This window comes from Pseudomonas sp. MAFF 730105 (assembly GCF_055380705.1).
In genome coordinates this window covers 5,103,064-5,128,529 of sequence record NZ_AP018438.1, presented here as the reverse complement: position 1 = coordinate 5,128,529, position 25,466 = coordinate 5,103,064, and the positions used below count along the sequence as shown (strand labels likewise).

The 25,466-nt window shown below is 60.4% G+C and carries 23 protein-coding genes and 1 riboswitch; of the genes, 17 read left to right on the top strand and 6 right to left on the bottom strand.

Features of this window, described 5'->3' with window-relative positions; all coding sequences use genetic code 11:
* Positions 1-8: 8 nt before the first annotated feature.
* The gene (locus tag PCOSP_RS22365) at positions 9-326 is read right to left on the bottom strand and encodes a helix-turn-helix domain-containing protein (RefSeq protein ID WP_024779566.1); all 318 of its coding nucleotides are present in this window, start codon (positions 324-326) and stop codon (positions 9-11) included.
* Positions 327-474: 148 nt separating this feature from the next.
* Here PCOSP_RS22365 and PCOSP_RS22360 point away from each other — a divergent pair, with 148 nt between their 5' ends.
* Entirely contained in the window at positions 475-825 is a 351-nt protein-coding gene (locus PCOSP_RS22360) for a hypothetical protein (protein WP_055135840.1), read from the top strand.
* Positions 826-847: 22 nt separating this feature from the next.
* Positions 848-1,543, top strand: a complete 696-nt coding sequence (locus tag PCOSP_RS22355) for a DUF6933 domain-containing protein (RefSeq protein WP_139647825.1) — start codon at positions 848-850, stop codon at positions 1,541-1,543.
* Positions 1,544-1,588: 45 nt separating this feature from the next.
* On the opposite strand, the gene PCOSP_RS22350 is transcribed toward PCOSP_RS22355, so the two are convergent.
* The 4 genes from PCOSP_RS22350 to PCOSP_RS22335 all read right to left on the bottom strand — a co-directional run bounded on the left by PCOSP_RS22350 (position 1,589) and on the right by PCOSP_RS22335 (position 5,023).
* Positions 1,589-2,575, bottom strand: coding sequence for a hypothetical protein (locus PCOSP_RS22350; RefSeq protein WP_464709538.1), 987 nt, complete (start codon positions 2,573-2,575; stop codon positions 1,589-1,591).
* A 201-nt stretch (positions 2,576-2,776) separates the two neighbouring features.
* On the bottom strand, positions 2,777-4,024 hold the full coding sequence (locus tag PCOSP_RS22345; RefSeq protein WP_024776511.1) for a ribonucleotide-diphosphate reductase subunit beta: 1,248 nt from the start codon (positions 4,022-4,024) through the stop codon (positions 2,777-2,779).
* A gap of 487 nt (positions 4,025-4,511) precedes the next feature.
* Entirely contained in the window at positions 4,512-4,727 is a 216-nt protein-coding gene (locus tag PCOSP_RS22340) for a hypothetical protein (RefSeq protein ID WP_464709536.1), read from the bottom strand.
* Positions 4,728-4,759: 32 nt separating this feature from the next.
* Entirely contained in the window at positions 4,760-5,023 is a 264-nt protein-coding gene (locus PCOSP_RS22335; protein ID WP_139647828.1) for a DUF2790 domain-containing protein, read from the bottom strand.
* Between the two features lie 463 nt (positions 5,024-5,486).
* On the opposite strand from PCOSP_RS22335, the gene acs reads away from it, so the two are divergent.
* The 13 genes from acs to astE all read left to right on the top strand — a co-directional run bounded on the left by acs (position 5,487) and on the right by astE (position 20,513).
* Positions 5,487-7,442 carry an acetate--CoA ligase gene (gene acs / locus PCOSP_RS22330; protein WP_139647829.1) on the top strand — a complete coding sequence of 652 codons (1,956 nt, stop codon included), beginning with the start codon at positions 5,487-5,489 and terminating at the stop codon, positions 7,440-7,442.
* Positions 7,443-8,107: 665 nt separating this feature from the next.
* On the top strand, positions 8,108-8,881 hold the full coding sequence (locus tag PCOSP_RS22325; protein ID WP_464709535.1) for an ABC transporter substrate-binding protein: 774 nt from the start codon (positions 8,108-8,110) through the stop codon (positions 8,879-8,881).
* Positions 8,882-8,971: 90 nt separating this feature from the next.
* Positions 8,972-9,661: an ABC transporter permease gene (locus PCOSP_RS22320; RefSeq protein ID WP_025215109.1), complete on the top strand. Its 690-nt coding sequence runs from the start codon at positions 8,972-8,974 to the stop codon at positions 9,659-9,661.
* Complete coding sequence (locus tag PCOSP_RS22315; RefSeq protein WP_041023510.1) at positions 9,658-10,356, top strand: ABC transporter permease; 699 nt, start codon at positions 9,658-9,660, stop codon at positions 10,354-10,356. Before PCOSP_RS22320 ends, PCOSP_RS22315 begins: the two co-directional genes overlap by 4 nt.
* A 56-nt stretch (positions 10,357-10,412) precedes the next feature.
* Positions 10,413-11,177 carry an ABC transporter ATP-binding protein gene (locus PCOSP_RS22310; RefSeq protein ID WP_018612663.1) on the top strand — a complete coding sequence of 255 codons (765 nt, stop codon included), beginning with the start codon at positions 10,413-10,415 and terminating at the stop codon, positions 11,175-11,177.
* Positions 11,178-11,290: 113 nt separating this feature from the next.
* Positions 11,291-12,271 (top strand): transcriptional regulator ArgR, encoded by a 981-nt coding sequence (gene argR / locus PCOSP_RS22305; protein WP_139647831.1) that lies wholly within the window; start codon positions 11,291-11,293, stop codon positions 12,269-12,271.
* A 377-nt stretch (positions 12,272-12,648) separates the two neighbouring features.
* Positions 12,649-13,869, top strand: coding sequence for an aspartate aminotransferase family protein (locus tag PCOSP_RS22300; protein WP_139647832.1), 1,221 nt, complete (start codon positions 12,649-12,651; stop codon positions 13,867-13,869).
* Between the two features lie 190 nt (positions 13,870-14,059).
* Complete coding sequence (gene aruF, locus PCOSP_RS22295; protein WP_041023506.1) at positions 14,060-15,079, top strand: arginine/ornithine succinyltransferase subunit alpha; 1,020 nt, start codon at positions 14,060-14,062, stop codon at positions 15,077-15,079.
* Between the two features lie 46 nt (positions 15,080-15,125).
* Entirely contained in the window at positions 15,126-16,151 is a 1,026-nt protein-coding gene (astA, locus tag PCOSP_RS22290; RefSeq protein WP_041023505.1) for an arginine N-succinyltransferase, read from the top strand.
* Complete coding sequence (gene astD / locus PCOSP_RS22285; RefSeq protein ID WP_175384715.1) at positions 16,148-17,617, top strand: succinylglutamate-semialdehyde dehydrogenase; 1,470 nt, start codon at positions 16,148-16,150, stop codon at positions 17,615-17,617. The genes astA and astD overlap by 4 nt, the downstream gene beginning before the upstream one ends.
* Positions 17,618-17,789: 172 nt before the next feature.
* Positions 17,790-19,136 carry an N-succinylarginine dihydrolase gene (gene astB, locus PCOSP_RS22280; protein WP_175363329.1) on the top strand — a complete coding sequence of 449 codons (1,347 nt, stop codon included), beginning with the start codon at positions 17,790-17,792 and terminating at the stop codon, positions 19,134-19,136.
* 69 nt (positions 19,137-19,205) lie between these two features.
* The gene (locus PCOSP_RS22275; RefSeq protein WP_024776525.1) at positions 19,206-19,493 is read left to right on the top strand and encodes a hypothetical protein; all 288 of its coding nucleotides are present in this window, start codon (positions 19,206-19,208) and stop codon (positions 19,491-19,493) included.
* A gap of 12 nt (positions 19,494-19,505) precedes the next feature.
* A complete protein-coding gene (astE, locus tag PCOSP_RS22270; RefSeq protein WP_464709533.1) occupies positions 19,506-20,513 on the top strand; it encodes a succinylglutamate desuccinylase in 1,008 nt (335 codons plus the stop codon).
* 116 nt (positions 20,514-20,629) lie between these two features.
* Here the strand turns inward: astE and PCOSP_RS22265 are convergent, their stop codons facing one another.
* Positions 20,630-21,136 carry a 6,7-dimethyl-8-ribityllumazine synthase gene (locus tag PCOSP_RS22265; protein WP_139647837.1) on the bottom strand — a complete coding sequence of 169 codons (507 nt, stop codon included), beginning with the start codon at positions 21,134-21,136 and terminating at the stop codon, positions 20,630-20,632.
* 100 nt (positions 21,137-21,236) lie between these two features.
* Positions 21,237-21,405, bottom strand: a riboswitch (FMN riboswitch).
* Positions 21,406-21,648: 243 nt separating this feature from the next.
* Here PCOSP_RS22265 and ltaE point away from each other — a divergent pair.
* Complete coding sequence (gene ltaE / locus PCOSP_RS22260) at positions 21,649-22,653, top strand: low-specificity L-threonine aldolase (RefSeq protein WP_139647840.1); 1,005 nt, start codon at positions 21,649-21,651, stop codon at positions 22,651-22,653.
* Positions 22,654-22,798: 145 nt separating this feature from the next.
* Complete coding sequence (gene alaS / locus PCOSP_RS22255) at positions 22,799-25,420, top strand: alanine--tRNA ligase (RefSeq protein WP_464709532.1); 2,622 nt, start codon at positions 22,799-22,801, stop codon at positions 25,418-25,420.
* Positions 25,421-25,466 lie beyond the last annotated feature (46 nt).

Here is a 25,466-nt window from a genome sequence, read left to right as displayed (position 1 = left end):
CGATCCCGCTATTCGATCATCGCGTAGTCGGGCCGTCCCGCCGGATCCGGTGTGGCGCCTTTGATGTTCATGCCACGCCCCGGTGCAAAGCCGGGGAAGAACACCAGGCCTTCGGCTTCAAGGCAGAACGCGAGCGCCAGGCGTGTCACATCGAGCAATTCGCCTCCCGCTTCGAAGCGCCGGATAGCCTTGACCGAAACCCCGGACTGCCGGGACAGTTCCTCGACGCTCCAGCCGAGCATGGCTCGGGCCTGTGCGCTGTGGGCAGGAGTGAATTGATAGACAGCGATGCGTTCCAGGGTGGTTTTGATTGCGAGAGAGGCCATGGGATTCTCCAAAGCAGTGGATTCAAAAATACTGTGTTTTTGTACAGTTGTTTTGAAGCCGGATCAATCTCATTTTTTTGATGGGTGACCAGTGGCCTGCTCCAGCCAAGCGCTCGGTGTACCCTGGTGTCTAGCGAAGGAGGGTGGTATGTCGATTTCCGACAGTGACTGGAAAAATTACAATGAGCTTTACAAGCTGGCACTGGACCGCTTCTGCCAAGGAGTTCTTGCTGATGCCCAGACGATCGCTCAGAACGAAACTCTATCGGCCCACGCTCGATACGCAACGCTGTATGGCCTCATACGCAATCGAGACAAGGACCTGGCGATGGCCTTCAACGGGCGTCGACGCAAAGAAGTTTCGCTATCTTTGAGGCTGATGGTCGCCTATGACCTGCTGAGCGATCAGGAGCTGATGGTTCTGAGCGACGAGTTACGAGAACGGATTTCCGACGCTGTTCGTCAGCCCTATGAAATCGAATGGGTCACAGACGCATAGTCCTTTTCAAGCAGAGAACAGCATGTTGATCTTCAATTGCACCGAAGCGGCTTGTAACTTCTTTAGCCGCGTGCACAAAGGCAAGAAAATCACTCCCATGGAGAAGCCACCGTCACCCGTTATCGAGGACGATGAGGTGGTTGAATTCGCCGAACAGTGGCTGGTCCATGCCATCACTGTGCAACGCAAGCATGTATTGTTCGTCATCCACGTGCATACACGTTATTGCATGATCTTCGCTGACGCCAAAAAAGCTGACGTGGAAGGTTTTATTCATCGGTTTTCCGAGCGTTGGATCAATGGCTTGATGCGCCACGCCGGGCAATATGACCTTTTGCACTGGATCGATGACGAGCCAATGATGGCCCGCTTCCAGGAAAGTTGTCATGAGTACGTTTTTTACAAGCGCGGCCATCGCGGTGCGCAAAAGCACATCAACGAAATCTCCTGGGTTTTCGAGGACTGCGCCGCAGAGTGGGGAACGTTGCCTTCTGATGAATTCTCCGCAGGCCGCTTTGATGGTGATATGAACAACACGCCGAGAAGCAGCAAGGGGCACAAGGACTATTACTTCCCCGATGAGGAAATGATCATTCACTGGTTGCGGCGTTATGGTGGCCTGGATGAGCCCAGCCTCCAGAAAGCCTGTGCACGACGTATGGAAGTGAAACGGGAAATGTGGGCATTCGAGCGGCAACTTGCCCAAGATGCACTATGAACAGAATACCGACGCGTGCAGGGTTGCTGTCAGCCCAAGGCGAGATCAGCTATCGGCCAACCCCGGCGCTTCACGAATGATGAAGTGATCCAGGTTCTCGATCTGGGCGCTGAACACCCCGAACGTCTGTTCGGGGTTTTTCTTGCTTGGCACCTGTTTCAGCTCCGGCGTCACGCCATAGAAGAAGCAGTACAGATCCCGCTCGCTCTCGGCGGCATGCTTGATCTCTTCCAGAAACGCTTTGCGCTTACGGTACTGATCGATCAGCTTCTTGCTCAGGTAAACGTTGACCGAATAGGGCCGCTTCTTCGCTTCGCCCGGTAACTTGACCCAGACCTTTTGCTCGAAGTCGACACGAAAACTGGCGCTGTGATAATCCTCGATCTTCTTGATCTTGCCCCAGTAGATCAGCCCCTTGTTGTCCAGCAGGTATTCGATCTTCTTGAAGAACGATGCATAGGGCGCCGTGTGCTCGCCAATCTTCAGCGGCATGCGCTTGAGCAGGTCCTTGTCCGCGAAGTTCGATACAAAGCACTCCACCGGATGGGCGAAGACACTGGTTTTGTCCGGCGCCGAATCACGGCTGGTGTGCTCGCCATGTCTGGCGGCTGAAGGCACTCGCTCATCGCGCGTCACGTCCGCCGCCACTGCCGGTCTGGAAGGCTTGCGCACATACTCGCGCCCGGTCAGTAACAGCTCCGAAGGAAAGTGTTCCTCCCGACCGTCATCCGCTTCCGACGCGTCCGTCTCCAGGCTTGTCGGAGTTTTCAGGCTGGCATAAGGACAACCCTCGACATGCCGCGTACTGGGGGTGTTCTTGAAGTGCGGTGTGCGCACGTAATTCACATTCTTGGCGTTGAACGTCACCAGCACATTCGCCGCATCGAACGCCGCTCGACAGGCATCGTTGGGACATTGGAATTGTTCCTTCGCCGAATCGAAATTCACCGTTTCGTCAAAATTCAAATCGCGCACGTCATAGATCGACAACTTGTCGTCGAGGCTGCGGCAGTAGGCGAGGTCGAATTTCATGGCGGGCTCGGGTCCTTGAGTAGAGGAGGGTATTAATAGCGGGTGGAGAGGTGGGTTGCACTGAATGTTTTCAATTCAAAATCGCAGCTATTCACCCACCAGTGGCCAGGGCGTGTAGGACAGAATGCAAAAAACCCCGTTTTCACGGGGTTTTTAGTAAGGCGTCAGCCGACAGGTCAGCTTGGGATTTTTCTCTCGACATCAATCCCAGCTAAGCGCACCACCGGTCTGATACTCAATCACCCGCGTCTCAAAGAAATTCTTCTCTTTCTTCAAGTCCATGATCTCGCTCATCCAAGGGAACGGGTTAGTCGTGCCTGGATATTCTTCTTTAAGACCAATCTGCGACAAACGACGGTTCGCGATGAACTTCAGATAGTCTTCCATCATCGCCGCGTTCATGCCCAATACGCCGCGAGGCATGGTGTCACGGGCGTATTCGATCTCCAGTTGGGTCCCTTGCAAGATCATCTGGGTCGCTTCTTCCTTCATCTCGGCATCCCACAGGTGCGGGTTTTCGATTTTGATCTGGTTGATCACGTCGATGCCGAAGTTCAGGTGCATGGATTCGTCGCGCAGGATGTACTGGAACTGCTCGGCGACGCCGGTCATCTTGTTGCGGCGGCCCATGGAGAGGATCTGGGTGAAGCCGCAATAGAAGAAGATGCCTTCCAGGACGCAGTAGTAGGCGATCAGGTTGCGCAGCAACTCTTTGTCGGTTTCCGGGGTGCCGGTTTCGAACTTCGGATCGGAGATCGAACGGGTGTACTTCAGGCCCCAGGCGGCTTTCTTCGCGACCGATGGGATCTCGTGGTACATGTTGAAGATTTCGCCTTCATCCATGGCCAGCGATTCGATGCAGTACTGGTAGGCGTGGGTATGGATCGCCTCTTCGAAGGCCTGGCGCAGGATGTACTGGCGGCATTCCGGGTTGGTGATCAGGCGGTATACGGCCAGGACCAGGTTGTTGGCGACCAGGGAGTCTGCGGTGGAGAAGAAGCCCAGGTTGCGCATTACGATGCGGCGCTCGTCGTCGGTCAGGCCTTCCGGGTTTTTCCAGAGGGCGATGTCGGCGGTCATGTTGACTTCTTGCGGCATCCAGTGGTTTGCGCAACCGTCCAGGTACTTCTGCCAGGCCCAGTCGTATTTGAACGGCACGAGCTGGTTGAGGTCGGCGCGGCAGTTGATCATGCGCTTTTCATCGACGGCGACACGGGCGGAGGCGCCTTCGAGTTCGGCGAGGCCTTCGGCAACGTCGAGTTTATCGAGGGCGGCCTTGGCGCGAATGATCGCGGCCGAGTCGCTGGCCGTCACGGCGCGGGCTTCGAGCGCGGCGGCACCGCCGGCGCTGTCGAGGCGGTCCATGTTGGCTTCAGAAGCGTGGCCGGCATTGGCGCCTTTTACAGCGACTTCGCCGTCTTCTTTGTCGAATTCGTCCCAGCTCAGCATGACGTGTCGTCTCCTGCGTGAGGGCCAGAAGCCTGGTGAAGGCCTGCTGGCGGCGGTGGATCTTGGAAAATCGTTTCTTGCAGCTGACGCAGGCAATAAACAGAAAAATGTACGGGTCATGCTGAAGCGGCTGTGAACGCGAAGAGGCGAGGGGCCTTTGCGTGGGCTTCAGGCTGGCTTGATTCCCCTGTAAGGGAATATTGCAGGCCCGTTTAAGGCGGCATTATAAGGACTTTTTTGCCTACGTGGTGCGGCGAAATCGCCCACGGAGGGCGCGGTGGGGGGCTGATTCGCGTTGGAGCGAGGGTTTACAAGGCTTTGGCGGTTATAGATTTTTTTTGCATGAATCGGATGGCGTGTTTTTTTGATCAAAAAACGACCTGTTTTTGCGTTTTTACACTACATGTTGTGTTTGGGGAGGGTTTTCTTCGGTTCCAGACACAACCAGGCCCGACCGGAGTCGGGCCATGGAAACTGCCAATAATGATCAATCGGTATGGGCCGAGCCGGAGCGGTCGCTGCCATCGGCGGCGACGGTCCTCGGATCGGTAGGGGTGTGGTGGTCGGTATCGACCGTGGCGGCGTTAGCGAGGTCGTGACGGTTCATTGCGGCGGCTGAACCGGTGTGATCGAAGCCGTCGGCGGCGAAGCTATTGGCGGCCAGTACGGACAGGGCCAAGGCGCAGAACAGTTTGTATTTCAAAGTGGATAACTCCTGGTTCGTTCACACACTGGTTAGCCGTTGGAGCAACCGTTGCCCATGACGCTGTAGCGCAGGATATGGAGTTGGCCCTTGGAGTCTTGGTATTCCATTTTTGCCGGGACCACTTCGCAGACATCCGGGACCGCGCTCATGGAAATGACTTTGGCGATGTCCAGGTGGGTGGAGTAGGTGTATTCCTCAATGGCAGGTTTTTGCTGAGCGACATCGGTCGGGGCCTCGTCTGCCATCGCCATTGCGCTGAGGCTGCCGAGGACCAGAACCCATAAAGCTTTCATCTGATTTCACCTTTTCTGAGGTCGAGTGGGGTCACGCAACCTTTTTGGGGTTGCGTGTGGAGCAGGTTTGGGAAGTTTGATTAACGGCCTTCGTGGGGGCTGTGTTGCGTCAATCGTATTTGCCAGTTGGCGAGGTGGATTCTAGGGAGTGGGGGTGGATGCAAACAGACCGGGTTTTGATAAAGACTTTTGGTGGATTTGGTAATAATCGCCAGGAGTCGAAGACTTCCTGTTGGATCTGTTTTGGATTGGCTGGCGTCATCGCGAGCAGGCTCGCTCCCACGGGGGATCTATGTTGGTGACAAAAACAGGTATTCACTGAAATTCAGGTGTGGGTGGGTCTTGCACGTTAGTACCGACATTTTGTAGGGACTTGTTACTACCATCGTCGAATGGTTCTATAGGCCCGCCCCGGGCTACAACGGGACCATACAAAAACAACTATGTCACCGAGGTAAGAAACATGAGTGCGGCTTCTGTGTATCCCGTTCGTCCCGAGGTAGCAGCCAATACGCTGACTGACGAGGCGACCTACAAGGCCATGTACCAACAGTCGGTGGTCAACCCGGATGGTTTCTGGCGCGAGCAGGCCAAGCGCCTCGACTGGATCAAGCCGTTCACCACGGTGAAGCAGACGTCCTTCGACGATCACCATGTCGATATCAAGTGGTTTGCCGACGGCACCTTGAACGTTTCCTACAACTGCCTCGACCGTCACCTGGCCGAGCGTGGGGATCAGGTCGCGATTATCTGGGAGGGCGATGACCCGGCCGAGAGTCGCAAGATCACTTATCGCGAACTGCACGAAGAAGTCTGCAAGTTTGCCAACGCCCTGCGCGGCCAGGACGTGCATCGTGGCGACGTGGTGACGATCTATATGCCGATGATTCCAGAGGCTGTGGTCGCCATGCTGGCCTGTGCCCGGATCGGCGCGATTCACTCGGTGGTGTTCGGTGGTTTCTCCCCTGAAGCACTGGCCGGTCGCATCATCGACTGCAAATCCAAAGTGGTGATCACCGCCGACGAAGGCGTTCGCGCCGGCAAGAAGATCCCCCTCAAGGCCAACGTCGACGACGCGCTGACCAACCCGGAAACCAGCAGCATCCAGAAAGTCATCGTGTGCAAGCGCACTGCGGGCAACATCAAGTGGAACCAGCACCGCGATATCTGGTACGAAGACCTGATGAAAGTCGCCGGTACCGTTTGCGCGCCGAAGGAAATGGGTGCTGAAGAAGCGCTGTTCATCCTCTACACCTCCGGTTCCACCGGCAAGCCAAAGGGCGTGCAACACACCACGGCCGGCTACCTGCTGTACGCCGCCCTGACCCATGAGCGCGTGTTCGACTACAAGCCGGGCGAGATCTACTGGTGCACCGCCGACGTCGGCTGGGTCACCGGCCACAGCTACATCGTCTACGGTCCGCTGGCGAACGGCGCGACCACGCTGCTGTTCGAAGGCGTGCCGAACTACCCGGACATCACCCGGGTGGCCCAGGTCATCGACAAGCACAAGGTCAATATCCTCTACACCGCACCAACCGCTATCCGCGCGATGATGGCCTCGGGCACCGCCGCCGTCGAAGGCGCCGATGGCAGCAGCCTGCGGCTCTTGGGTTCGGTGGGTGAGCCGATCAACCCGGAAGCCTGGGACTGGTACTACAAGAACGTCGGCAAGGAGCGTTGCCCGATCGTCGACACCTGGTGGCAGACCGAAACCGGTGGCGTGCTGATCAGCCCGCTGCCAGGTGCCACGGCGCTGAAACCGGGTTCGGCCACGCGTCCGTTCTTCGGCGTGGTGCCGGCCCTGGTGGACAACCTCGGCAACCTGATCGAAGGCGCGGCCGAAGGCAACCTGGTGATCCTCGATTCGTGGCCAGGCCAGGCGCGGACGCTGTACGGCGACCATGACCGTTTCGTCGACACCTACTTCAAGACCTTCAGCGGCATGTATTTCACCGGCGACGGCGCGCGCCGCGATGCCGATGGCTACTACTGGATCACCGGTCGGGTGGATGACGTGCTCAACGTGTCCGGCCACCGCATGGGTACCGCCGAGATCGAAAGTGCCATGGTCGCCCACCCGAAAGTCGCCGAAGCGGCGGTGGTCGGTGTGCCGCACGACATCAAGGGGCAGGGCATCTATGTCTACGTCACCCTCAACGCCGGCGAAGAAACCAGCGAAGCCCTGCGCCTGGAGTTGAAAAACTGGGTGCGCAAGGAGATCGGGCCGATTGCTTCGCCGGATGTCATCCAGTGGGCACCCGGTTTGCCGAAGACCCGTTCCGGCAAGATCATGCGCCGCATCCTGCGCAAGATCGCCACGGCGGAATACGACGGGTTGGGTGATATCTCCACGTTGGCCGATCCGGGTGTGGTGGCGCATTTGATCGAGACGCACAAGACCATGAACGTCGCCTGACGACGGTTTGTGATCCCTGAAAGCCCCGCCCGGTAATTGCCCGGCGGGGCTTTTTCTTGGGAGCTGACTGACGTTCCCACGCTCCGCGTGGGAATGCCTCTACGGACGCTCCGCGTTCGGCTCTCAGGGACGCAGAGCGTCCTTGGCTGCATTCCCACGCGGAGCGTGGGAACGATCAGTGTGGAAAGGTCTACGAATAAATATCGACGTTCCGCGTCAGATCTTTCGAAGCGTTACCGATGTTTCTAAATGTGTAACCAAAGGCACCCTACCGAGGCGATGGGAAACGTCGAGCCCCGTTTCAGGGCGTTCGCAGCCTCTCGATAAAATTTGCCGACACGCTGTGCTTGCCGGATTAGAAGGGTTTGCGAATAATGGGCCCGCAATTTGCAACGTGTATTGGTTTCCTTTCTTTCGCTCTTGCATGAATTTGCTGGGCTGTCAATGTGCTCGAACTGCTTTCTCGGTGCTTCTGTAATTTGTTGTCGCATTGAAGAAATATCGGCTTCGGGCCTGTCGTTAGAATGCCGATCACTCGCTCGTCGTGGCCTGCGTTGATAAAAACGCCTGCTTCCTAGGACGCAGCACCTACGTTCGTTTCACCCATTCGCATATTGGGCTGTTGCTCACTCTGCCGTTTTGCCCTTTACCGATGGAGTCCCAAGATGAAGAAACTTGTGCTGCTTGGCGCCCTGGCACTGTCCGTGCTGTCCCTGCCGACATTCGCCGGTGAAAAGCCCCTGAAGATCGGTATCGAAGCGGCTTACCCTCCGTTTGCCTCCAAAGCCCCGGACGGCAGCATCGTCGGTTTCGACTACGACATCGGCAACGCGCTGTGCGAAGAGATGAAGGTCAAGTGCGTGTGGGTCGAGCAGGAATTCGACGGCCTGATCCCGGCGCTCAAGGTGCGCAAGATCGACGCGATCCTGTCCTCCATGTCGATCACCGAAGATCGCAAGAAGTCCGTGGACTTCACCAACAAGTACTACAACACCCCGGCGCGTCTGGTGATGAAGGCCGGTACCCAGGTCAGCGATGGCCTGACCGAGCTCAAGGGCAAGAACATCGGCGTGCAGCGCGGTTCGATCCACGAGCGTTTTGCCCGTGAAGTCCTCGCCCCGCTGGGTGCCGAGATCAAGCCATACGGTTCGCAGAACGAAATCTACCTGGACGTCTCTGCCGGTCGTCTCGACGGCACCGTGGCAGACGCTACCCTGCTGGATGACGGTTTCCTGAAGACCGACGCCGGCAAAGGCTTCGCGTTCGTGGGCCCGGCCTTCACCGACGTCAAATACTTCGGCGACGGTGTAGGGATCGCGGTTCGCAAAGGCGACGCCTTGAAAGACAAGATCAACGGCGCAATCGCCGCGATTCGCGAGAGCGGCAAATACAAGCAGATCCAGGACAAGTACTTCGCCTTCGACATCTACGGCAAGTAATACCGTCCCGCCACTCGTGCGAAATGGCGCAAGCAACAGGCTCCCTGCGGTTTGCGCCATTTTTTCATCCCACTTTCGAGGACCTGAATCATGTTGAAAGGCTACGGGGCTGTCATCCTCGATGGCGCATGGTTGACGCTTCAGCTCGCCTTGTCGTCCATGGCCCTGGCCATCGTCCTGGGACTGATCGGTGTCGCGTTGCGCCTCTCGCCAGTGCGCTGGCTGGCGTGGCTGGGTGACCTGTATTCCACGGTCATCCGCGGTATTCCCGACCTGGTGCTGATCCTGCTGATTTTCTACGGCGGCCAGGACCTGCTCAACCGCGTGGCGCCGATGCTCGGTTATGACGACTACATCGATCTCAACCCCCTGGCGGCCGGCATCGGCACCCTGGGCTTCATCTTCGGTGCCTACCTGTCGGAAACCTTTCGTGGCGCGTTCATGGCGATCCCCAAGGGGCAGGCCGAGGCGGGCATGGCGTATGGCATGAGCGGGTTCCAGGTGTTCTTCCGGGTGCTGGTGCCACAGATGATTCGCCTGGCGATTCCGGGCTTCACCAACAACTGGTTGGTGTTGACCAAGGCGACCGCGCTGATTTCGGTGGTGGGTCTGCAAGACATGATGTTCAAGGCCAAGCAGGCGGCGGATGCCACCCGCGAGCCTTTCACCTTCTTCCTGGCAGTGGCGGCGATGTACCTGGTGATCACCAGCGTCTCGTTGCTGGCATTGCGTCACCTTGAGAAGCGCTACTCGGTAGGCGTAAGGGCGGCTGATCTATGATCTTCGACTACAACGTCATCTATGAAGCCTTGCCGCTGTACTTCGGCGGTCTGCTGACCACCTTGAAGTTGCTGGCACTGTCGCTGTTCTTCGGTCTGCTGGCGGCGCTGCCCCTGGGGCTGATGCGGGTGTCCAAGCAGCCGGTCGTGAACATGACGGCCTGGCTCTACACTTACGTGATTCGCGGCACGCCGATGCTGGTGCAGCTGTTCCTGATCTACTACGGGCTGGCGCAGTTCGAGTTCGTGCGCGAGAGCTTCCTCTGGCCGTGGCTGTCCAGCGCGACATTCTGTGCGTGTCTCGCGTTCGCCATCAACACCAGTGCCTACACCGCTGAGATCATCGCCGGCAGCCTGCGGGCCACGCCCAATGGCGAGATCGAGGCGGCCAAGGCCATGGGGATGTCGCGCTTCACGCTCTACCGCCGGATCCTGCTGCCGTCGGCCCTGCGCCGGGCACTGCCGCAATACAGCAACGAAGTGATCATGATGCTGCAGACCACCAGCCTGGCCTCCATCGTGACCCTGATCGACATCACCGGTGCCGCGCGCACGGTAAACGCCCAGTATTACCTGCCGTTCGAGGCCTACATCACGGCCGGCGTGTTCTACCTGTGCCTGACCTTCATCCTGGTGCGCCTGTTCAAGCTGGCCGAGCGTCGCTGGCTGAGTTACCTGGCCCCGCGCAAGCACTGATAACGCGTCGACCCGATCGACTGCCCAACGACTGACGTTTTGTGAGAACCGACCGCATGTACAAGCTCGAAGTCCAAGACCTGCATAAACGCTATGGCAGTCACGAAGTGCTCAAGGGTGTGTCCCTGAAAGCTGCCGCCGGCGATGTGATCAGCATCATCGGTTCCAGCGGCTCCGGCAAAAGTACCTTCCTGCGTTGCATCAACCTGCTTGAGCAACCTCATGCCGGCAAGATCCTGCTCAACAACGAAGAGCTGAAGCTGGTGGCCGGCAAAGACGGCGCGTTGAAGGCCGCGGACCCCAAGCAGCTGCAACGCATGCGTTCGCGGCTGTCGATGGTGTTCCAGCATTTCAACCTGTGGTCCCACATGACTGCGCTGGAAAACATCATGGAAGCGCCGGTGCATGTCCTGGGCGTCGCCAAGGCCGAGGCTCGCGAGAAGGCCGAGCATTATCTGAACAAAGTGGGCGTGGCCCATCGCAAGGACGCCTATCCGGGCCACATGTCCGGCGGCGAGCAGCAGCGCGTGGCGATTGCCCGGGCGCTGGCGATGGAGCCGGAAGTCATGTTGTTCGACGAGCCGACCTCGGCCCTCGACCCTGAGTTGGTGGGCGATGTGCTCAAGGTGATGCAGGCCCTGGCCCTGGAAGGCCGGACCATGGTGGTGGTGACCCACGAAATGGGCTTTGCCCGCGAAGTGTCGAACCAGCTGGTGTTCCTGCACAAAGGCATTGTCGAAGAAAGCGGCAACCCGCGTGAAGTGCTGGTCAATCCGCAATCGGAGCGCCTGCAACAATTTCTTTCGGGCAGCCTCAAGTAATTGCTCCCGTTACGCACCTGATTTGGGTCATGCTGCGCACCACGTGCCAGATGGTCTAATTTGGTTGCAGCCGCTTTTGGCTTTAACACTGTTTTCGTTTCGGATCGCCCGCCATGACTGCCCATCGAATTGGTTTCCTGATTTGGCCCAGCACTAAAGCCTTGACGCTGGCGCTGGCTGAGGAGGCCTTGCGTGTCGCTCAGCGGGTGCATCCGGAAGTAGTCTACGAATTGTCGTTCCTGCAGGCCGAACCGGCGGGCGAGGGGGCCTGGCAGTTACCCGGCGAACCCTGGGCGGGCAAGCTCGAAGGTCTCCAGAAGCTTTTCCTGGTGGCCGATGAGCCCCCGGCTGCGCTGGCCTCCAACCTGAGTAGCGCACTCAAGCAACTGGTGCGTGCCGGTTGTGTGATTGGTGGCTTGTCGGCAGGGGTCTATCCCCTGGCTCAATTGGGCTTGCTCGACGGTTACCGCGCCGCCGTGCACTGGCGCTGGCAGGACGATTTCTCCGAGCGCTTCCCCAAGGTCATCGCCACCAGTCATTTGTTCGACTGGGATCGCGACCGTCTTACGGCCTGCGGTGGCATGTCGGTGCTCGACCTGCTGCTGGCGGTGCTGTCGCGTGATCACGGTGCGGAACTGGCTGGGGCGGTGTCGGAAGAGCTGGTGGTCGAGCGCATCCGTGAGGGCGGCGAGCGCCAGCGCATTCCGCTGCAGAATCGTCTCGGCTCCAGCCATCCGAAGCTCACCCAGGCGGTGCTGCTGATGGAGGCCAACATTGAAGAACCGTTGACCACTGACGAAATCGCCCAGCATGTGTGCGTATCCCGCCGGCAACTGGAGCGGATCTTCAAGCAATACCTCAACCGCGTGCCGAGCCAGTACTACCTGGAACTGCGCCTGAACAAGGCCCGGCAGATGCTGATGCAGACCAGCAAATCCATCATCCAGATCGGCTTGTCCTGTGGTTTCTCCTCAGGGCCGCACTTCTCCAGCGCCTACCGCAACTTCTTCGGCGCCACGCCGCGGGAAGATCGCAACCAGCGACGCAGCAGCAGCCCGTTCGAATTGTCGTCGGTGCCGGCCGAGCGCGGTTAGGCAGCTCCCGCCGGAGGGCAGGGGGCGCAAAAGTAGGGCGGTCTACGCAAAACACCTGTGGGAGCGAGCCTGCTCGCGATGGCGTCGGTTCAGTTGGCATCGATGTCGACTGACATTGCGCTATCGCGAGCAGGCTCGCTCCCACAGGTGATCTGTGTCTGGCAATGGAAATGTGGACGTCGACGCCTAAAGTCCCCCGACAACGTTTAAACTGCGCCTTTGCGACGCTATTTGTCGCATTGCCATAAACCCAATGAAAACGGGGGTTGGCGCTATAAGAAGTTGTCGCTTGGCGGCAAGGCCGGGCTGAAAACTGTCCTTACAATCCTCACCAAGCTCGCCATTTCCAGGCGAGTGTTTCTCTTCAGGAGACTCCGATGTCCGTTGAGCAAGCCGCGGTACAACGCGCCGATTTCGACCAGGTAATGGTCCCCAACTATGCGCCTGCTGCCTTCATTCCCGTGCGTGGCGCCGGTTCCCGTGTGTGGGACCAGTCCGGCCGCGAGTTGATCGATTTCGCCGGCGGTATCGCAGTCAACGTGTTGGGCCACGCCCACCCGGCGCTGGTTGGCGCGCTCACCGAGCAGGCCAACAAACTGTGGCATGTCTCCAACGTATTCACCAACGAACCAGCGCTGCGCCTGGCCCATAAACTGGTCAACGCGACATTCGCCGAGCGTGCGTTCTTCTGCAACTCCGGCGCCGAAGCCAACGAGGCCGCCTTCAAGCTGGCCCGTCGTGTTGCGTTCGATCGTTTCGGCACGGAAAAGTACGAAATCATCGCCGCGCTCAACAGTTTCCACGGCCGCACGCTGTTCACCGTCAATGTCGGCGGGCAGTCGAAATATTCCGATGGCTTCGGTCCCAAGATCACCGGCATCACCCATGTTCCCTATAACGACCTGGCAGCCCTGAAAGCGGCCATTTCGGACAAGACCTGCGCCGTGGTGCTGGAACCGATCCAGGGCGAAGGCGGCGTGCTGCCGGCCGAGCAAGCTTACCTGCAAGGCGCTCGCGACCTGTGCGATGCGCACAATGCGCTGCTGGTGTTCGACGAAGTACAGACCGGCATGGGCCGCAGCGGCAAACTGTTCGCCTATATGCATTACGGCGTGGTCCCGGACATCCTCACCAGCGCCAAGAGCCTGGGCGGTGGTTTCCCGATCGCGGCGATGCTCACCACCGAAGCGCTGGCCAAGCACCTGGTGGTCGGTACCCACGGCACCACCTACGGCGGCAACCCGCTGGCGTGCGCGGTGGCCGAGGCAGTGATCGATGTGGTCAACACCCCCGAGGTGCTCGACGGCGTCAAGGCCAAGCATCACAAGTTCAAGGCCCGCCTGGAGCAGATCGGCGAGAAGTATGGCCTGTTCACCCAGGTACGCGGTCTGGGCCTGTTGATCGGCTGCGTGCTGAGCGACGCCTGGAAAGGCAAGGCCAAGGACATTTTCAACGCCGCCGAACAGGAAGGCCTGATGATCCTGCAAGCCGGCCCGGACGTGATCCGTTTCGCCCCGAGCCTGGTGGTGGAAGACGCCGACATCGACGCCGGCCTGGACCGTTTCGAGAAGGCCGCGGCGAAGCTGACCCAAGCCTGATTCTGAAAACTGGCTCCATGGGAGCCAGGTTCCTGTGGGAGCTGAGCTTGCTCGCGATGGGATCGCCTCGTTGTGAAAGGTGAAGCCCAGTGTCTGCATCGCGAGCAAGCTTTGCTCCCACATGAAGTCGTTTTTTTCTTTGTGTCGACCTTTTGGTCGAACCCTTTATTTCAAGTTAAGGAGTGACACCATGCTGGTGATGCGCCCCGCGCAAATGGCGGATCTGGGCGAGGTACAGCGTCTGGCTGCGGACAGTCCGATCGGTGTCACTTCCTTGCCGGATGACGTGGAACGCTTGAGCGACAAGATCGCCGCGAGCGAAGCCTCGTTTGCCGCCGAAGTCAGTTTCAACGGTGAAGAAAGCTATTTCTTCGTCCTTGAAGACACGGCCACCGGCAAGCTGGTGGGCTGTTCGGCCATCGTCGCGTCGGCCGGTTATTCCGAGCCGTTCTACAGTTTTCGCAACGAGACGTTCGTCCATGCCTCCCGTGAGCTGAAGATCCACAACAAGATCCACGTGCTTTCCCAGTGCCACGACCTGACCGGCAACAGCCTGCTGACCAGTTTCTATGTGGTCCGGGACCTGGTGGGAACGCCGTGGGCGGAACTCAATTCCCGCGGGCGCCTGCTGTTCGTCGCCAGCCATCCGGAGCGGTTCGCCGATTCGGTGGTGACCGAGATCGTCGGCTACAGCGATGAAAATGGCGACTCGCCGTTCTGGGACGCCATTGGTCGCAACTTCTTCGACCTCAACTACGCCGCCGCCGAGCGCCTGTGTGGGTTGAAGAGCCGTACCTTCCTCGCCGAATTGATGCCCCATTACCCGATCTACGTGCCACTGCTGCCGGACGCCGCTCAGGAAGCCATGGGGCAGGTCCATCCGCGTGCGCAGATCACCTTCGACATCCTGATGCGCGAAGGCTTCGAGACTGATCATTACATCGACATCTTCGATGGCGGCCCGACCCTGCATGCCCGCGTCTCGGGGATTCGCTCGATTGCCCAGAGCCGCGTGGTGCCGGTCAAGCTCGGCGAGCCGGTCAAGGGTGCCGGCCGGCAATACCTGGTGGCCAATGCCCAGTTGCAGGATTACCGCGCGGTGTTGCTCGAGCTCGATTACGCGCCGGGTAAACCGGTGACCCTGGACATGGAAGCGGCCGAGGCCCTGGGCGTTGGCGAAGGCGCCAGCGTGCGCCTGGTGGCGGTTTAAGTCTGAGTTTCGCGGGTGGCATGAGCGGCCCGTCTGAGGAGATAGCATGATCGTTCGTCCCGTACGCAGCAGCGATTTACCCGCTCTGATCGCCCTGGCCCGCAGCACCGGCACCGGTCTGACCACCTTGCCGGCCAACGAAGAGCGCCTGGCCCATCGGGTTGGCTGGGCCGAGAAGACCTTTCGCGGCGAAGCCGGGCGTGGCGATGCGGACTACCTGTTCGTGCTCGAAAACGATGATGGCCAAGTGGTAGGCATCTCCGCCATCGCTGGTGCCGTGGGCCTGCGTGAGCCCTGGTACAACTTCCGCGTGGGCCTGACGGTGAGCGCTTCCCAGGAGCTGAACATCTACCGGGAAATCCCGACGCTGTTCCTGGCCAACGACCTGACCGGCAATTCCGAGCTGTGTTCGCTGTTCCTGCATGCCGATTACCGCAATGGCCTCAATGGCCGCATGCTGGCCAAGGCGCGGTTGCTGTTCATTGCCGAATACCCGCAGTTGTTCGGCAACAAGATCATTGCCGAGATGCGCGGCATGTCCGACGACACCGGCCGTTCGCCTTTCTGGGAAAGCCTGGGCCGGCACTTCTTCAAGATGGAATTCAGCCAGGCCGATTACCTGACCGGGGTCGGCAACAAGGCGTTCATCGCCGAACTGATGCCCAAGTTTCCGCTGTATACCTGTTTCCTGTCCGAGGATGCCCGCGCCGTGATCGCCCAGGTTCATCCAGACACCGAGCCGGCCTTGTCGATGCTCAAGAGCGAAGGGTTCAACTATCAAGGCTACGTCGACATCTTCGATGCCGGCCCGGCCGTGGAATGCGAAACCGCTAAGATCCGTGCTGTCCGTGACAGCCAGGCCCTGGTGCTGGCCATCGGTACGCCGGGCGACGACGCCACGCCGTTCCTCATCCATAACCGCAAGTGCCTGGATTGCCGCATCACGGCGGCACCGGCGCGCTTCGCCTCGGGCACCCTGGTGGTCGATCCGTTGACCGCCAAACGTCTTCAACTCAATGCCGGCGATCAAGTGCGCGCCGTTGCGTTGTCTGCTGCTCGGGAGTCGAAATGATGAACTCGCTGTATATCGCGGGAAGCTGGCTGGAAGGCCAGGGCGACATGTTTGAGTCGTTGAACCCGGTGACCCAGCAAGTGCTGTGGTCGGGCAAGGGCGCCACGGCCGCGCAGGTCGAGTCGGCGGTGCAGGCTGCGCGTCAGGCGTTCCCGGACTGGGCCCGGCGTTCCCTGGATGAACGCATTCAGGTGCTGGATGCCTTTGCCGCGGCGCTGAAGAGCCACGCTGACGAACTGGCCCACTGCATCGGCGAGGAAACCGGCAAGCCGTTGTGGGAAGCGGCCACCGAAGTCACCAGCATGATCAACAAGGTCGCCATCTCGGTGCAGAGCTACCGCGAGCGGACCGGCGAGAAGAGCGGCCCCCTGGGCGACGCCACTGCGGTCCTGCGGCATAAGCCCCACGGTGTGGTGGCGGTATTCGGCCCTTACAACTTCCCTGGCCACTTGCCCAACGGCCACATCGTGCCGGCGCTGCTGGCAGGTAACTGTGTGCTGTTCAAACCGAGCGAGCTGACCCCGAAAGTCGCCGAGCTGACGGTCAGGTGCTGGGTCGAAGCCGGTTTGCCGGCGGGTGTGCTGAACCTGTTGCAAGGCGCACGGGAAACCGGCATCGCCCTGGCGGCGAATCCGGGCATCGACGGGCTGTTCTTCACCGGCTCCAGCCGCACCGGCAATCTGCTGCATCAACAATTCTCCGGTCGCCCGGACAAGATCCTGGCGCTGGAAATGGGCGGTAACAATCCGCTGGTGGTGGACGAAGTGGCGGACGTTGATGCGGCGGTCTACACCATCATCCAATCGGCATTCATTTCCGCCGGCCAGCGCTGCACCTGCGCGCGCCGGTTGCTGGTCCCGGAAGGGGCGTGGGGCGATGCCCTGCTGGCGCGCCTGGTGGCGGTCAGCTCTGCGATTGAAGTCGGTGCTTTCGACCAGCAGCCGGCACCGTTCATGGGCTCGGTGGTTTCCCTGGGCGCGGCGAAAGCCTTGATGGACGCACAGAATCACCTGTTGGGCCTCGGCGCCGTGGCGCTGCTGACGATGACTCAGCCACAGCCTCAGGCCGCGTTGCTGACGCCAGGGATTCTCGATGTGACGGCGGTGGCCGAACGTCCTGACGAAGAGCTGTTCGGGCCATTGCTGCAAGTGATCCGCTACGCGGATTTCCCAGCGGCCATCGCCGAGGCCAACAACACCCAATACGGCCTGGCCGCCGGCTTGTTGTCCGACTCCCAGGAGCGCTACCAGCAGTTCTGGCTGCAAAGCCGTGCCGGTATCGTCAATTGGAACAAACAGCTGACCGGCGCTGCCAGCAGCGCGCCGTTCGGCGGCGTCGGTGCTTCTGGCAACCATCGCGCCAGCGCCTATTACGCGGCTGACTATTGCGCGTACCCGGTGGCGTCCCTGGAGACGCCGAGCCTTGTCATGCCAGCCAGTCTCACGCCGGGTGTGCGAATGGTATGAATCCATCGCGGGCAAGCCTTGCTCCCACAGGTTCCATGCCGTCCCTGGGGGAACTGACCTTGGCCCACAGGCTTTGTATGAATCCCCTGTGGGAGCAAGGCTTGCCCGCGATGGCCGCGCCGCAGTTGCTACTTGATGCCTATAAAAAACAGATCCTCGTGGAGCCTCGCTGATGAAATCCTTTGAAGTCAACTTTGACGGTCTAGTGGGGCCGACCCATAACTACGGCGGGCTCTCGTACGGCAACGTCGCGTCCCAGAGCAACAGTCAGGCGTGCTCCAACCCCAAGGAAGCGGCGTTGCAGGGCCTGGCGAAAATGAAAGCGCTGATGGACATGGGCTTCCAGCAAGGTGTGCTGGCGCCACAGGAGCGTCCAGACGTGGCAGCCCTGCGCCGGTTGGGTTTTGCCGGCAGCGACGCCGAGGTCATCCAGCAGGCCGCGAAAGAAGCGATGCCGCTGCTGGTCGCCAGTTGCTCGGCCTCCAGCATGTGGGTGGCGAATGCCGCCACCGTCAGCCCGAGTGCCGACACCGCTGACGGCCGCGTGCATTTCACCGCCGCCAACCTGAACTGCAAGTACCATCGCAGCATCGAGCACCCGACCACCAGTCGCGTACTGGGGGCGATGTTTGCCGATCAACAGCACTTCGCCCATCACGCCGCGTTGCCCGCGGTGGCACAGTTCGGCGACGAAGGGGCGGCCAACCACACCCGTTTCTGCCGCAGCTACGGTGAGGCAGGTGTCGAATTCTTTGTGTTCGGTCGCAGTGCTTTCGACACCCGTTACCCGGCGCCGCAGAAATACCCGGCTCGCCAGACCCTCGAAGCGTCCCGCGCGGTCGCCCGTTTGCATGGCCTGCGGGAAGAGGGCGTGGTGTACGCCCAGCAGAACCCGTCGGTGATCGACCAGGGCGTGTTTCACAACGACGTGATCGCGGTCGGCAATGGCGAGGTGTTGTTCTATCACGAGGACGCGTTTCTCGAGACCGACCGGATGCTGGCCGAACTGAGCAGCAAACTCGCCAAGGTCGGTGGAACCTTTCAGTCGGTGTGCGTGCCGCGCTCCGCAGTCAGCGTCGATGACGCGGTACGTTCCTACCTGTTCAATAGCCAGCTGCTGTCGCGTCCCGACGGCTCGATGCTGTTGATCGTGCCGGAAGAGTGCCGCAGCAATCCGCGCGTCTGGCAATACCTGCAAGGCCTGACGGGTTCTGGTGGGGTGATTCGCGAAGTGAAGGTCTTCGACCTCAAGCAGAGCATGCAGAACGGTGGCGGCCCGGCTTGTCTGAGGTTGCGCGTGGCTCTCAATGAAACCGAGCTGGCGGCCGTCAACCCAGGGGTTATCATGACGGCGCCGCTGTACGATTCGCTGACCCAGTGGGTCGAGCGGCATTACCGCGACCGTATGACCGAAAGCGACCTGGCGGACCCGCAATTGCTGCTCGAATGCCGGTCGGCACTGGATGAATTGACACAAATCCTTAAACTTGGCGCGGTCTATCCTTTCCAGATCAATTGAAAGCGCGCGCGACCTGACTACAGTCAAAGCAGGGCGCGTGGCCTTATCTCCAGACGAGAACGTAAAAACATGAGCGATGCACTGCAGCTGATTCTTGAAGACACCGACGGCACCCAACTGGAAACCTCTTGCACCCGCGTGGCGGTGATGTGGCAGGGCAAGGAGTTGTGGATCCAGCAGGACGGCCGCGGTCAGCTGCTGATCGGCGTGGACGTCGAGGAAGGGGATGAGGAATACGCCAACCTGTTGTTGCGTCCGCTGGCAACCAACCTGGTCAGCCTGCAGCTGGAAATGGAACCGGCCGACCTCGGCGACGACGACCATGTCCATGGCCCGGATTGCGGCCACGACCATTAAGGAAACCGCGCTATGCTCGCCCTCGGCAAACTGCTTGAACTGACCCTCGCCGGCCGTGAACCGGCGGAGAAGACTCAACTGACTGTCGAAGGCGTACGGATGCGCTGGTTGAGCGAGGGCGCGCTGGAGGTCAAGCCGCCCGAAGCCCGGGATAATGGCCTGGACCTGCTGTTATCGGCGGGGATCCACGGTAACGAAACCGCGCCAATCGAATTGCTCGACCGCCTGCTGCATGAAATCGCCCGTGGAGACGTGAAGCCTCGGGCACGCATTCTGTTCCTGTTCGGCAATCCCGAAGCCATCCGCCGCGGTGAGCGTTTCGTCGAACAGGACGTCAACCGGCTGTTCAATGGCCGTCATGAACTGAGCGGTGGCCCGGAAGCGCTGCGGGCTTGCGAGCTGGAGCGGCTGGCCGCCAGCTTCTTCAACCGGCCAGAGCGCAGTCGCTTGCATTACGACCTGCACACGGCCATCCGTGGCTCGAAGATCGAGCAGTTCGCCCTGTACCCCTGGAAGGAAGGTCGCCAGCATTCACGTCGTGAACTGGCCCGCCTGCGTGCGGCGGGTATGGAAGCGGTGCTGCTGCAGAACAAGCCGTCCATCGTCTTCAGTGCCTACACCTACGACCAGCTCGGCGCAGAATCCTTCACCTTGGAACTGGGCAAGGCGCGGCCGTTCGGGGAGAACGAAGGCGTCAATGTCAGCCTGCTGGAAACCCGCCTTAAGCAGATCATCGAAGGCAACGAGCCTGAGCTGGACGACGGGCTGGATGGCCTCCAGCTGTTCAGCGTGGCCCGGGAGATCATCAAGCACAGCGACAGCTTCCGCCTGAACCTGCCGGCGGACATCGAGAATTTTTCTGAGCTGGGTAAAGGCTACGTGCTGGCCGAAGACATCGCCCAGACCCGTTGGGTGATCGAAGAAGAGGGCGCGCGGATCATCTTCCCGAATCCCAAGGTGAAGAATGGCTTGCGGGCGGGCATCCTGATTGTGCCGGCCACCGGCGAAAACCTGGCCTGACCCAACACCGAACCCTTGTGGGAGCGAACCTGCTCGCGATAGCGGTGTATCAGTCGGCATTGATAGCCTGACACTCCGTCATCGCGAGCAGGCTCGCTCCCACATCGGGGCGGTGCTTAGACGGCTAAGGCGCGCTGTTCGCTACGGCGTAGCGCCCGGGTCTTGTGCAAGGTGTCAGCGCAGGTCTTCGCCGCTTCCTGGCCCTTGTGCACGAAATGCTCGAAGAAAAACTTCTGGTGCTCTTCCCCGGCATGGAAGTGGTGCGGCGTGAGCACCACCGAGAACACCGGCACCTCGGTTTCCAACTGTACCTGCATCAGGCCGCTGATCACCGATTGGGCGACGAATTCATGCCGGTAGATGCCGCCATCCACCACTAGGCCGGCGGCGACGATGCCAGCGTAGCGGCCGGATTTGGCCAGCAGCTTGGCGTGCAGCGGGATCTCGAAGGCGCCACCGACTTCGAAGAGGTCGATGTCACTTTCCTGATAACCCTGGTTGATCATTTCCGCGACGAAGCCGTTACGGCTCTGGTCGACAATTTCCTTGTGCCAGCAGGCCTGGATGAACGCAATGCGCTCGCCCGGATGTTTGATTTTGCTGTCGATTGCAGTGGGTTGCATGTTCTGGTTCCTGTTTGTGTGAAAAACAGGGCGTCATGAATCGAAGGGGAGTCGAGGATGCGCCGCGCACAAACAGCCGCAAGCGGTCCTTGGGTGCCGATCCCGTTCTCTCTTCATCCGGACTATGACCGTCGGCCCCGGGATCACACCGGGTCTGCTGACCTTGCCGCCGCACCGCAAAAAGCCGTGCCTCGCCAAGCGCTCGCGGGCTATGCACCTTGTGTGCAATTACCGCCGGTGGGGAATTACACCCCGCCCTGAGAACGTTTTTGCCGCTACGCTGTGTGGCGGCGCAGGATTTTTAACACATAACCCCCTGTGGGAGCGAGCCTGCTCGCGATGGCGGTCGTACATCCAGCATCGCTGCAAGCTGAACCACCGCTATCGCGAGCAAGCTCGCTCCCACAGGGTGTGTCTTTTCCTTCTGGCGGTCTTGATTATTCATCGCCGTGACCGCAGTAATTGCCATTCGAAAGGGAATTTCCCCCGCACCCACACCCGAGGCCCGATTCATGAGCGTTATAGACCTTCGCAGCGACACGGTCACCCAACCTTCCGCCGCCATGCTGGATGCCATGGCCGGCGCGCCGACCGGCGACGATGTGTATGGCGAGGATCCGACGGTCAATCGTCTCGAAGCCGAGCTCGCCGGACGCCTGGGGTTCGCGGCGGGGCTGTTCGTGCCCAGCGGCACCATGAGCAACCTGCTGGGGTTGATGGCTCACTGCGAGCGTGGCGATGAATACATCGTCGGCCAGCAGGCCCACACCTACAAATACGAAGGCGGCGGCGCGGCAGTGCTCGGTTCGATCCAGCCCCAACCCCTCGAGGTGCAGGCGGATGGCTCCCTGGACCTGGCGCAGGTCGCCGCGGCGATCAAGCCGGATGACTTCCATTTTGCCCGCACCCGTCTGCTGGCCCTGGAAAACACCATGCAAGGCAAGGTGCTGCCGCTGGAATATCTGGCCCATGCCCGGCGTTTCACCCAGGAACACGGCCTGGCGCTGCACCTGGACGGGGCGCGGTTGTACAACGCGGTGGTCAAGCTCAATGTCGATGCGCGGGAGATCACCCAGCACTTCGACTCGGTGTCGGTGTGCCTGTCCAAAGGACTGGGCGCGCCGATCGGTTCGGTTCTGTGCGGCAGCGTCGGATTGATCGACAAGGCGCGCCGGCTGCGCAAGATGGTCGGCGGTGGCATGCGCCAGGCCGGAATTCTGGCGGCAGCGGGGCTTTATGCCCTCGATCATCAGGTCCAGCGCCTGGCCGACGACCACGCCAATGCCCGACGTCTTGCCGAAGGGTTGCAGGCGGCGGGTTATGAGGTCGAGCCGGTGCAGACCAACATGGTCTATGTGCAAATGGGCGAGCGGGCCGAGGCGATCAAGGCATTTGCCGCTGAGCGAGGCATCAAACTCGTTGCCGCACCGCGCCTGCGGATGGTGACCCACCTGGACGTCAGCGCTGCGCAAATCGACCGGGTGATCGCCACTTTCGTCGAATTTTCCGGCAACTGATCGCCCAAGCGGCCCAATTGACAGTTTCTATCGCATAACACGCTGTACCCCAAGCGCAGGGCCGATATAATGCGGCCCTTTGCCGTTGCTTCGTCTGTTGACGTTTTGCACAGGCCTTTGGCCGCAGCCTCCGTGGAAGAACCTAATGAAAAGCGCAGAAATCCGTGAAGCCTTCCTTCGCTTCTTCGAAGAGCAAGGCCACACCCGAGTAGCCTCCAGCTCTTTGATCCCGAGCAATGATCCGACCCTGCTGTTCACCAACGCGGGGATGAACCAGTTCAAGGACTGCTTCCTGGGCCAGGAGAAACGTGCCTATACCCGCGCGGTGAGCAGCCAGAAATGCGTGCGTGCCGGCGGCAAGCACAACGACCTGGAAAACGTCGGTTATACCGCTCGTCACCACACGTTCTTCGAAATGCTGGGTAACTTCAGCTTCGGCGACTATTTCAAGCGCGACGCCATCACCTTCGCCTGGACCTTCCTGACCTCCGACAAGTGGCTGAACCTGCCCAAGGAGAAACTCTGGGTAACGGTCTACGCCACCGATGACGAAGCCTATGACATCTGGACCAAAGAGGTCGGTGTCCCGGCCGAGCGCATGGTGCGCATCGGCGACAACAAGGGCGCGCCTTACGCCTCCGACAACTTCTGGACCATGGGCGATACCGGCCCGTGCGGCCCTTGCACCGAGATCTTCTACGATCACGGCGCCGATATCTGGGGTGGTCCACCCGGCTCGCCGGAAGAAGACGGCGATCGTTACATCGAGATCTGGAACAACGTCTTCATGCAGTTCAACCGCACCGCCGACGGCGTGTTGCATCCGCTGCCGGCACCGTCGGTCGACACCGGCATGGGGCTGGAGCGGATCAGTGCGGTGCTGCAGCATGTTCACTCCAACTACGAGATCGACTTGTTCCAGAGCCTGCTGGACGCTTCGGCCAAGGCCATCGGTTGCACCAACGACAACCAGGCTTCGCTGAAAGTGGTGGCCGACCATATCCGTTCCTGCGGCTTCCTGATTGCCGACGGCGTGCTGCCATCCAATGAAGGCCGTGGCTACGTGCTGCGCCGGATCATTCGTCGCGCCTGCCGTCACGGCAACAAGCTGGGCGCCAAGGGCAGCTTCTTCTATCAGATCGTCGCGGCCCTGGCGGCCGAGATGGGCGACGCCTTCCCGGAATTGAAAACCCAGCAGGCGCATATCGAGCGCGTGCTCAAGGCCGAAGAAGAGCAATTCGCCAAGACCCTGGAGCAGGGCCTGAAGATCCTCGAGCAGGACCTGGCCGAGCTCAAGGGTAACGTGGTACCGGGCGACGTGGTGTTCAAGCTGTACGACACCTACGGTTTTCCGATGGACCTGACCGGCGACATCGCCCGCGAACGCAACCTGACCCTCGACGAAGAAGGGTTCGAGCGTGAGATGGAAGCCCAGCGGGTGCGTGCGCGCTCCGCCAGCGCCTTCGGCATGGACTACAACAGCCTGGTCAAGGTTGACGTGGCCACCGAGTTCACCGGTTATGCCGGCACCACCGGCTCGGCCAAGATCGTGGCTATCTATAAGGACGGCCAATCGGTCGACATCCTGAGCGAAGGCCAGGAAGGCGTGATCGTGCTCGACACGACCCCGTTCTACGCCGAGTCCGGCGGCCAGATCGGTGACAGCGGTTACTTGCAGGCTGGCAGCTCGCGTTTCGACGTGCGCGACACCACCAAGACCGGCGGTGCGTTCCTGCACCACGGCGTGCTGGCTTCGGGCAGCCTGATGATTGCCGCCCCGGTGTCCGCCCATGTCGACGCCGAAGTGCGTCACGCCACTTCGCTGAACCATTCCGCCACGCACTTGCTGCATGCTGCGTTGCGCCAGGTGTTGGGCGAGCATGTCCAGCAGAAGGGGTCGTTGGTGGATAGCCAGCGCCTGCGCTTCGACTTCAGCCACTTCGAAGCCATCAAGCCGGAGCAGCTCAAGGCCCTGGAAGACATCGTCAACGCCGAGATTCGCAAGAACTCCCCGATAGAAACCGAAGAAACCGACATCGACACCGCCAAGAAGAAAGGCGCGATGGCGTTGTTCGGCGAGAAGTACGGCGACAGCGTACGCGTGCTGAGCATGGGCGATTTCTCGGTGGAACTGTGCGGTGGCATCCACGCCAACCGGACCGGTGACATCGGCCTGCTGAAGATCATCAGTGAAGGCGGTGTGGCCTCCGGCGTGCGCCGTATCGAGGCGGTCACCGGTGCCGCGGCACTGGCGTACCTCAACGCTGCCGAAGAACAACTCAAGGAAGCGGCGAGCCTGATCAAGGGCAGCCGTGACAACCTGATCGACAAGCTGTCGGCAGTGCTGGAGCGCAACCGCCTGCTGGAGAAGCAACTCGAGCAGTTGCAGGCCAAGGCTGCCAGCGCCGCGGGCGACGATCTCTCGGCCCAGGCCGTGGACGTCAAGGGTGTGAAAGTGCTGGCCGTGCGTCTGGACGGTCAGGACGGCAAGGCCCTGCTGGGGCTGGTCGATCAGCTGAAAAACAAACTCGGCCGCGCAGTGATCCTGCTCGGCAGTGTCCATGAGGAAAAGGTCGTTCTCGTCGCAGGCGTGACCAAGGACCTGACCGGCCAACTCAAAGCCGGTGATTTGATGAAGCAGGCCGCTGCGGCAGTGGGCGGCAAGGGCGGTGGTCGTCCGGACATGGCGCAAGGCGGCGGTACCGACGTTGGCGCACTGGACGCAGCACTGGCCCAGACTGTTGCATTTGTAGAACAGGGTATTTAAGGCGGTGCTTCGGGCTCGCGGTCTAGTCGCGGGCCCGACCGCCGTA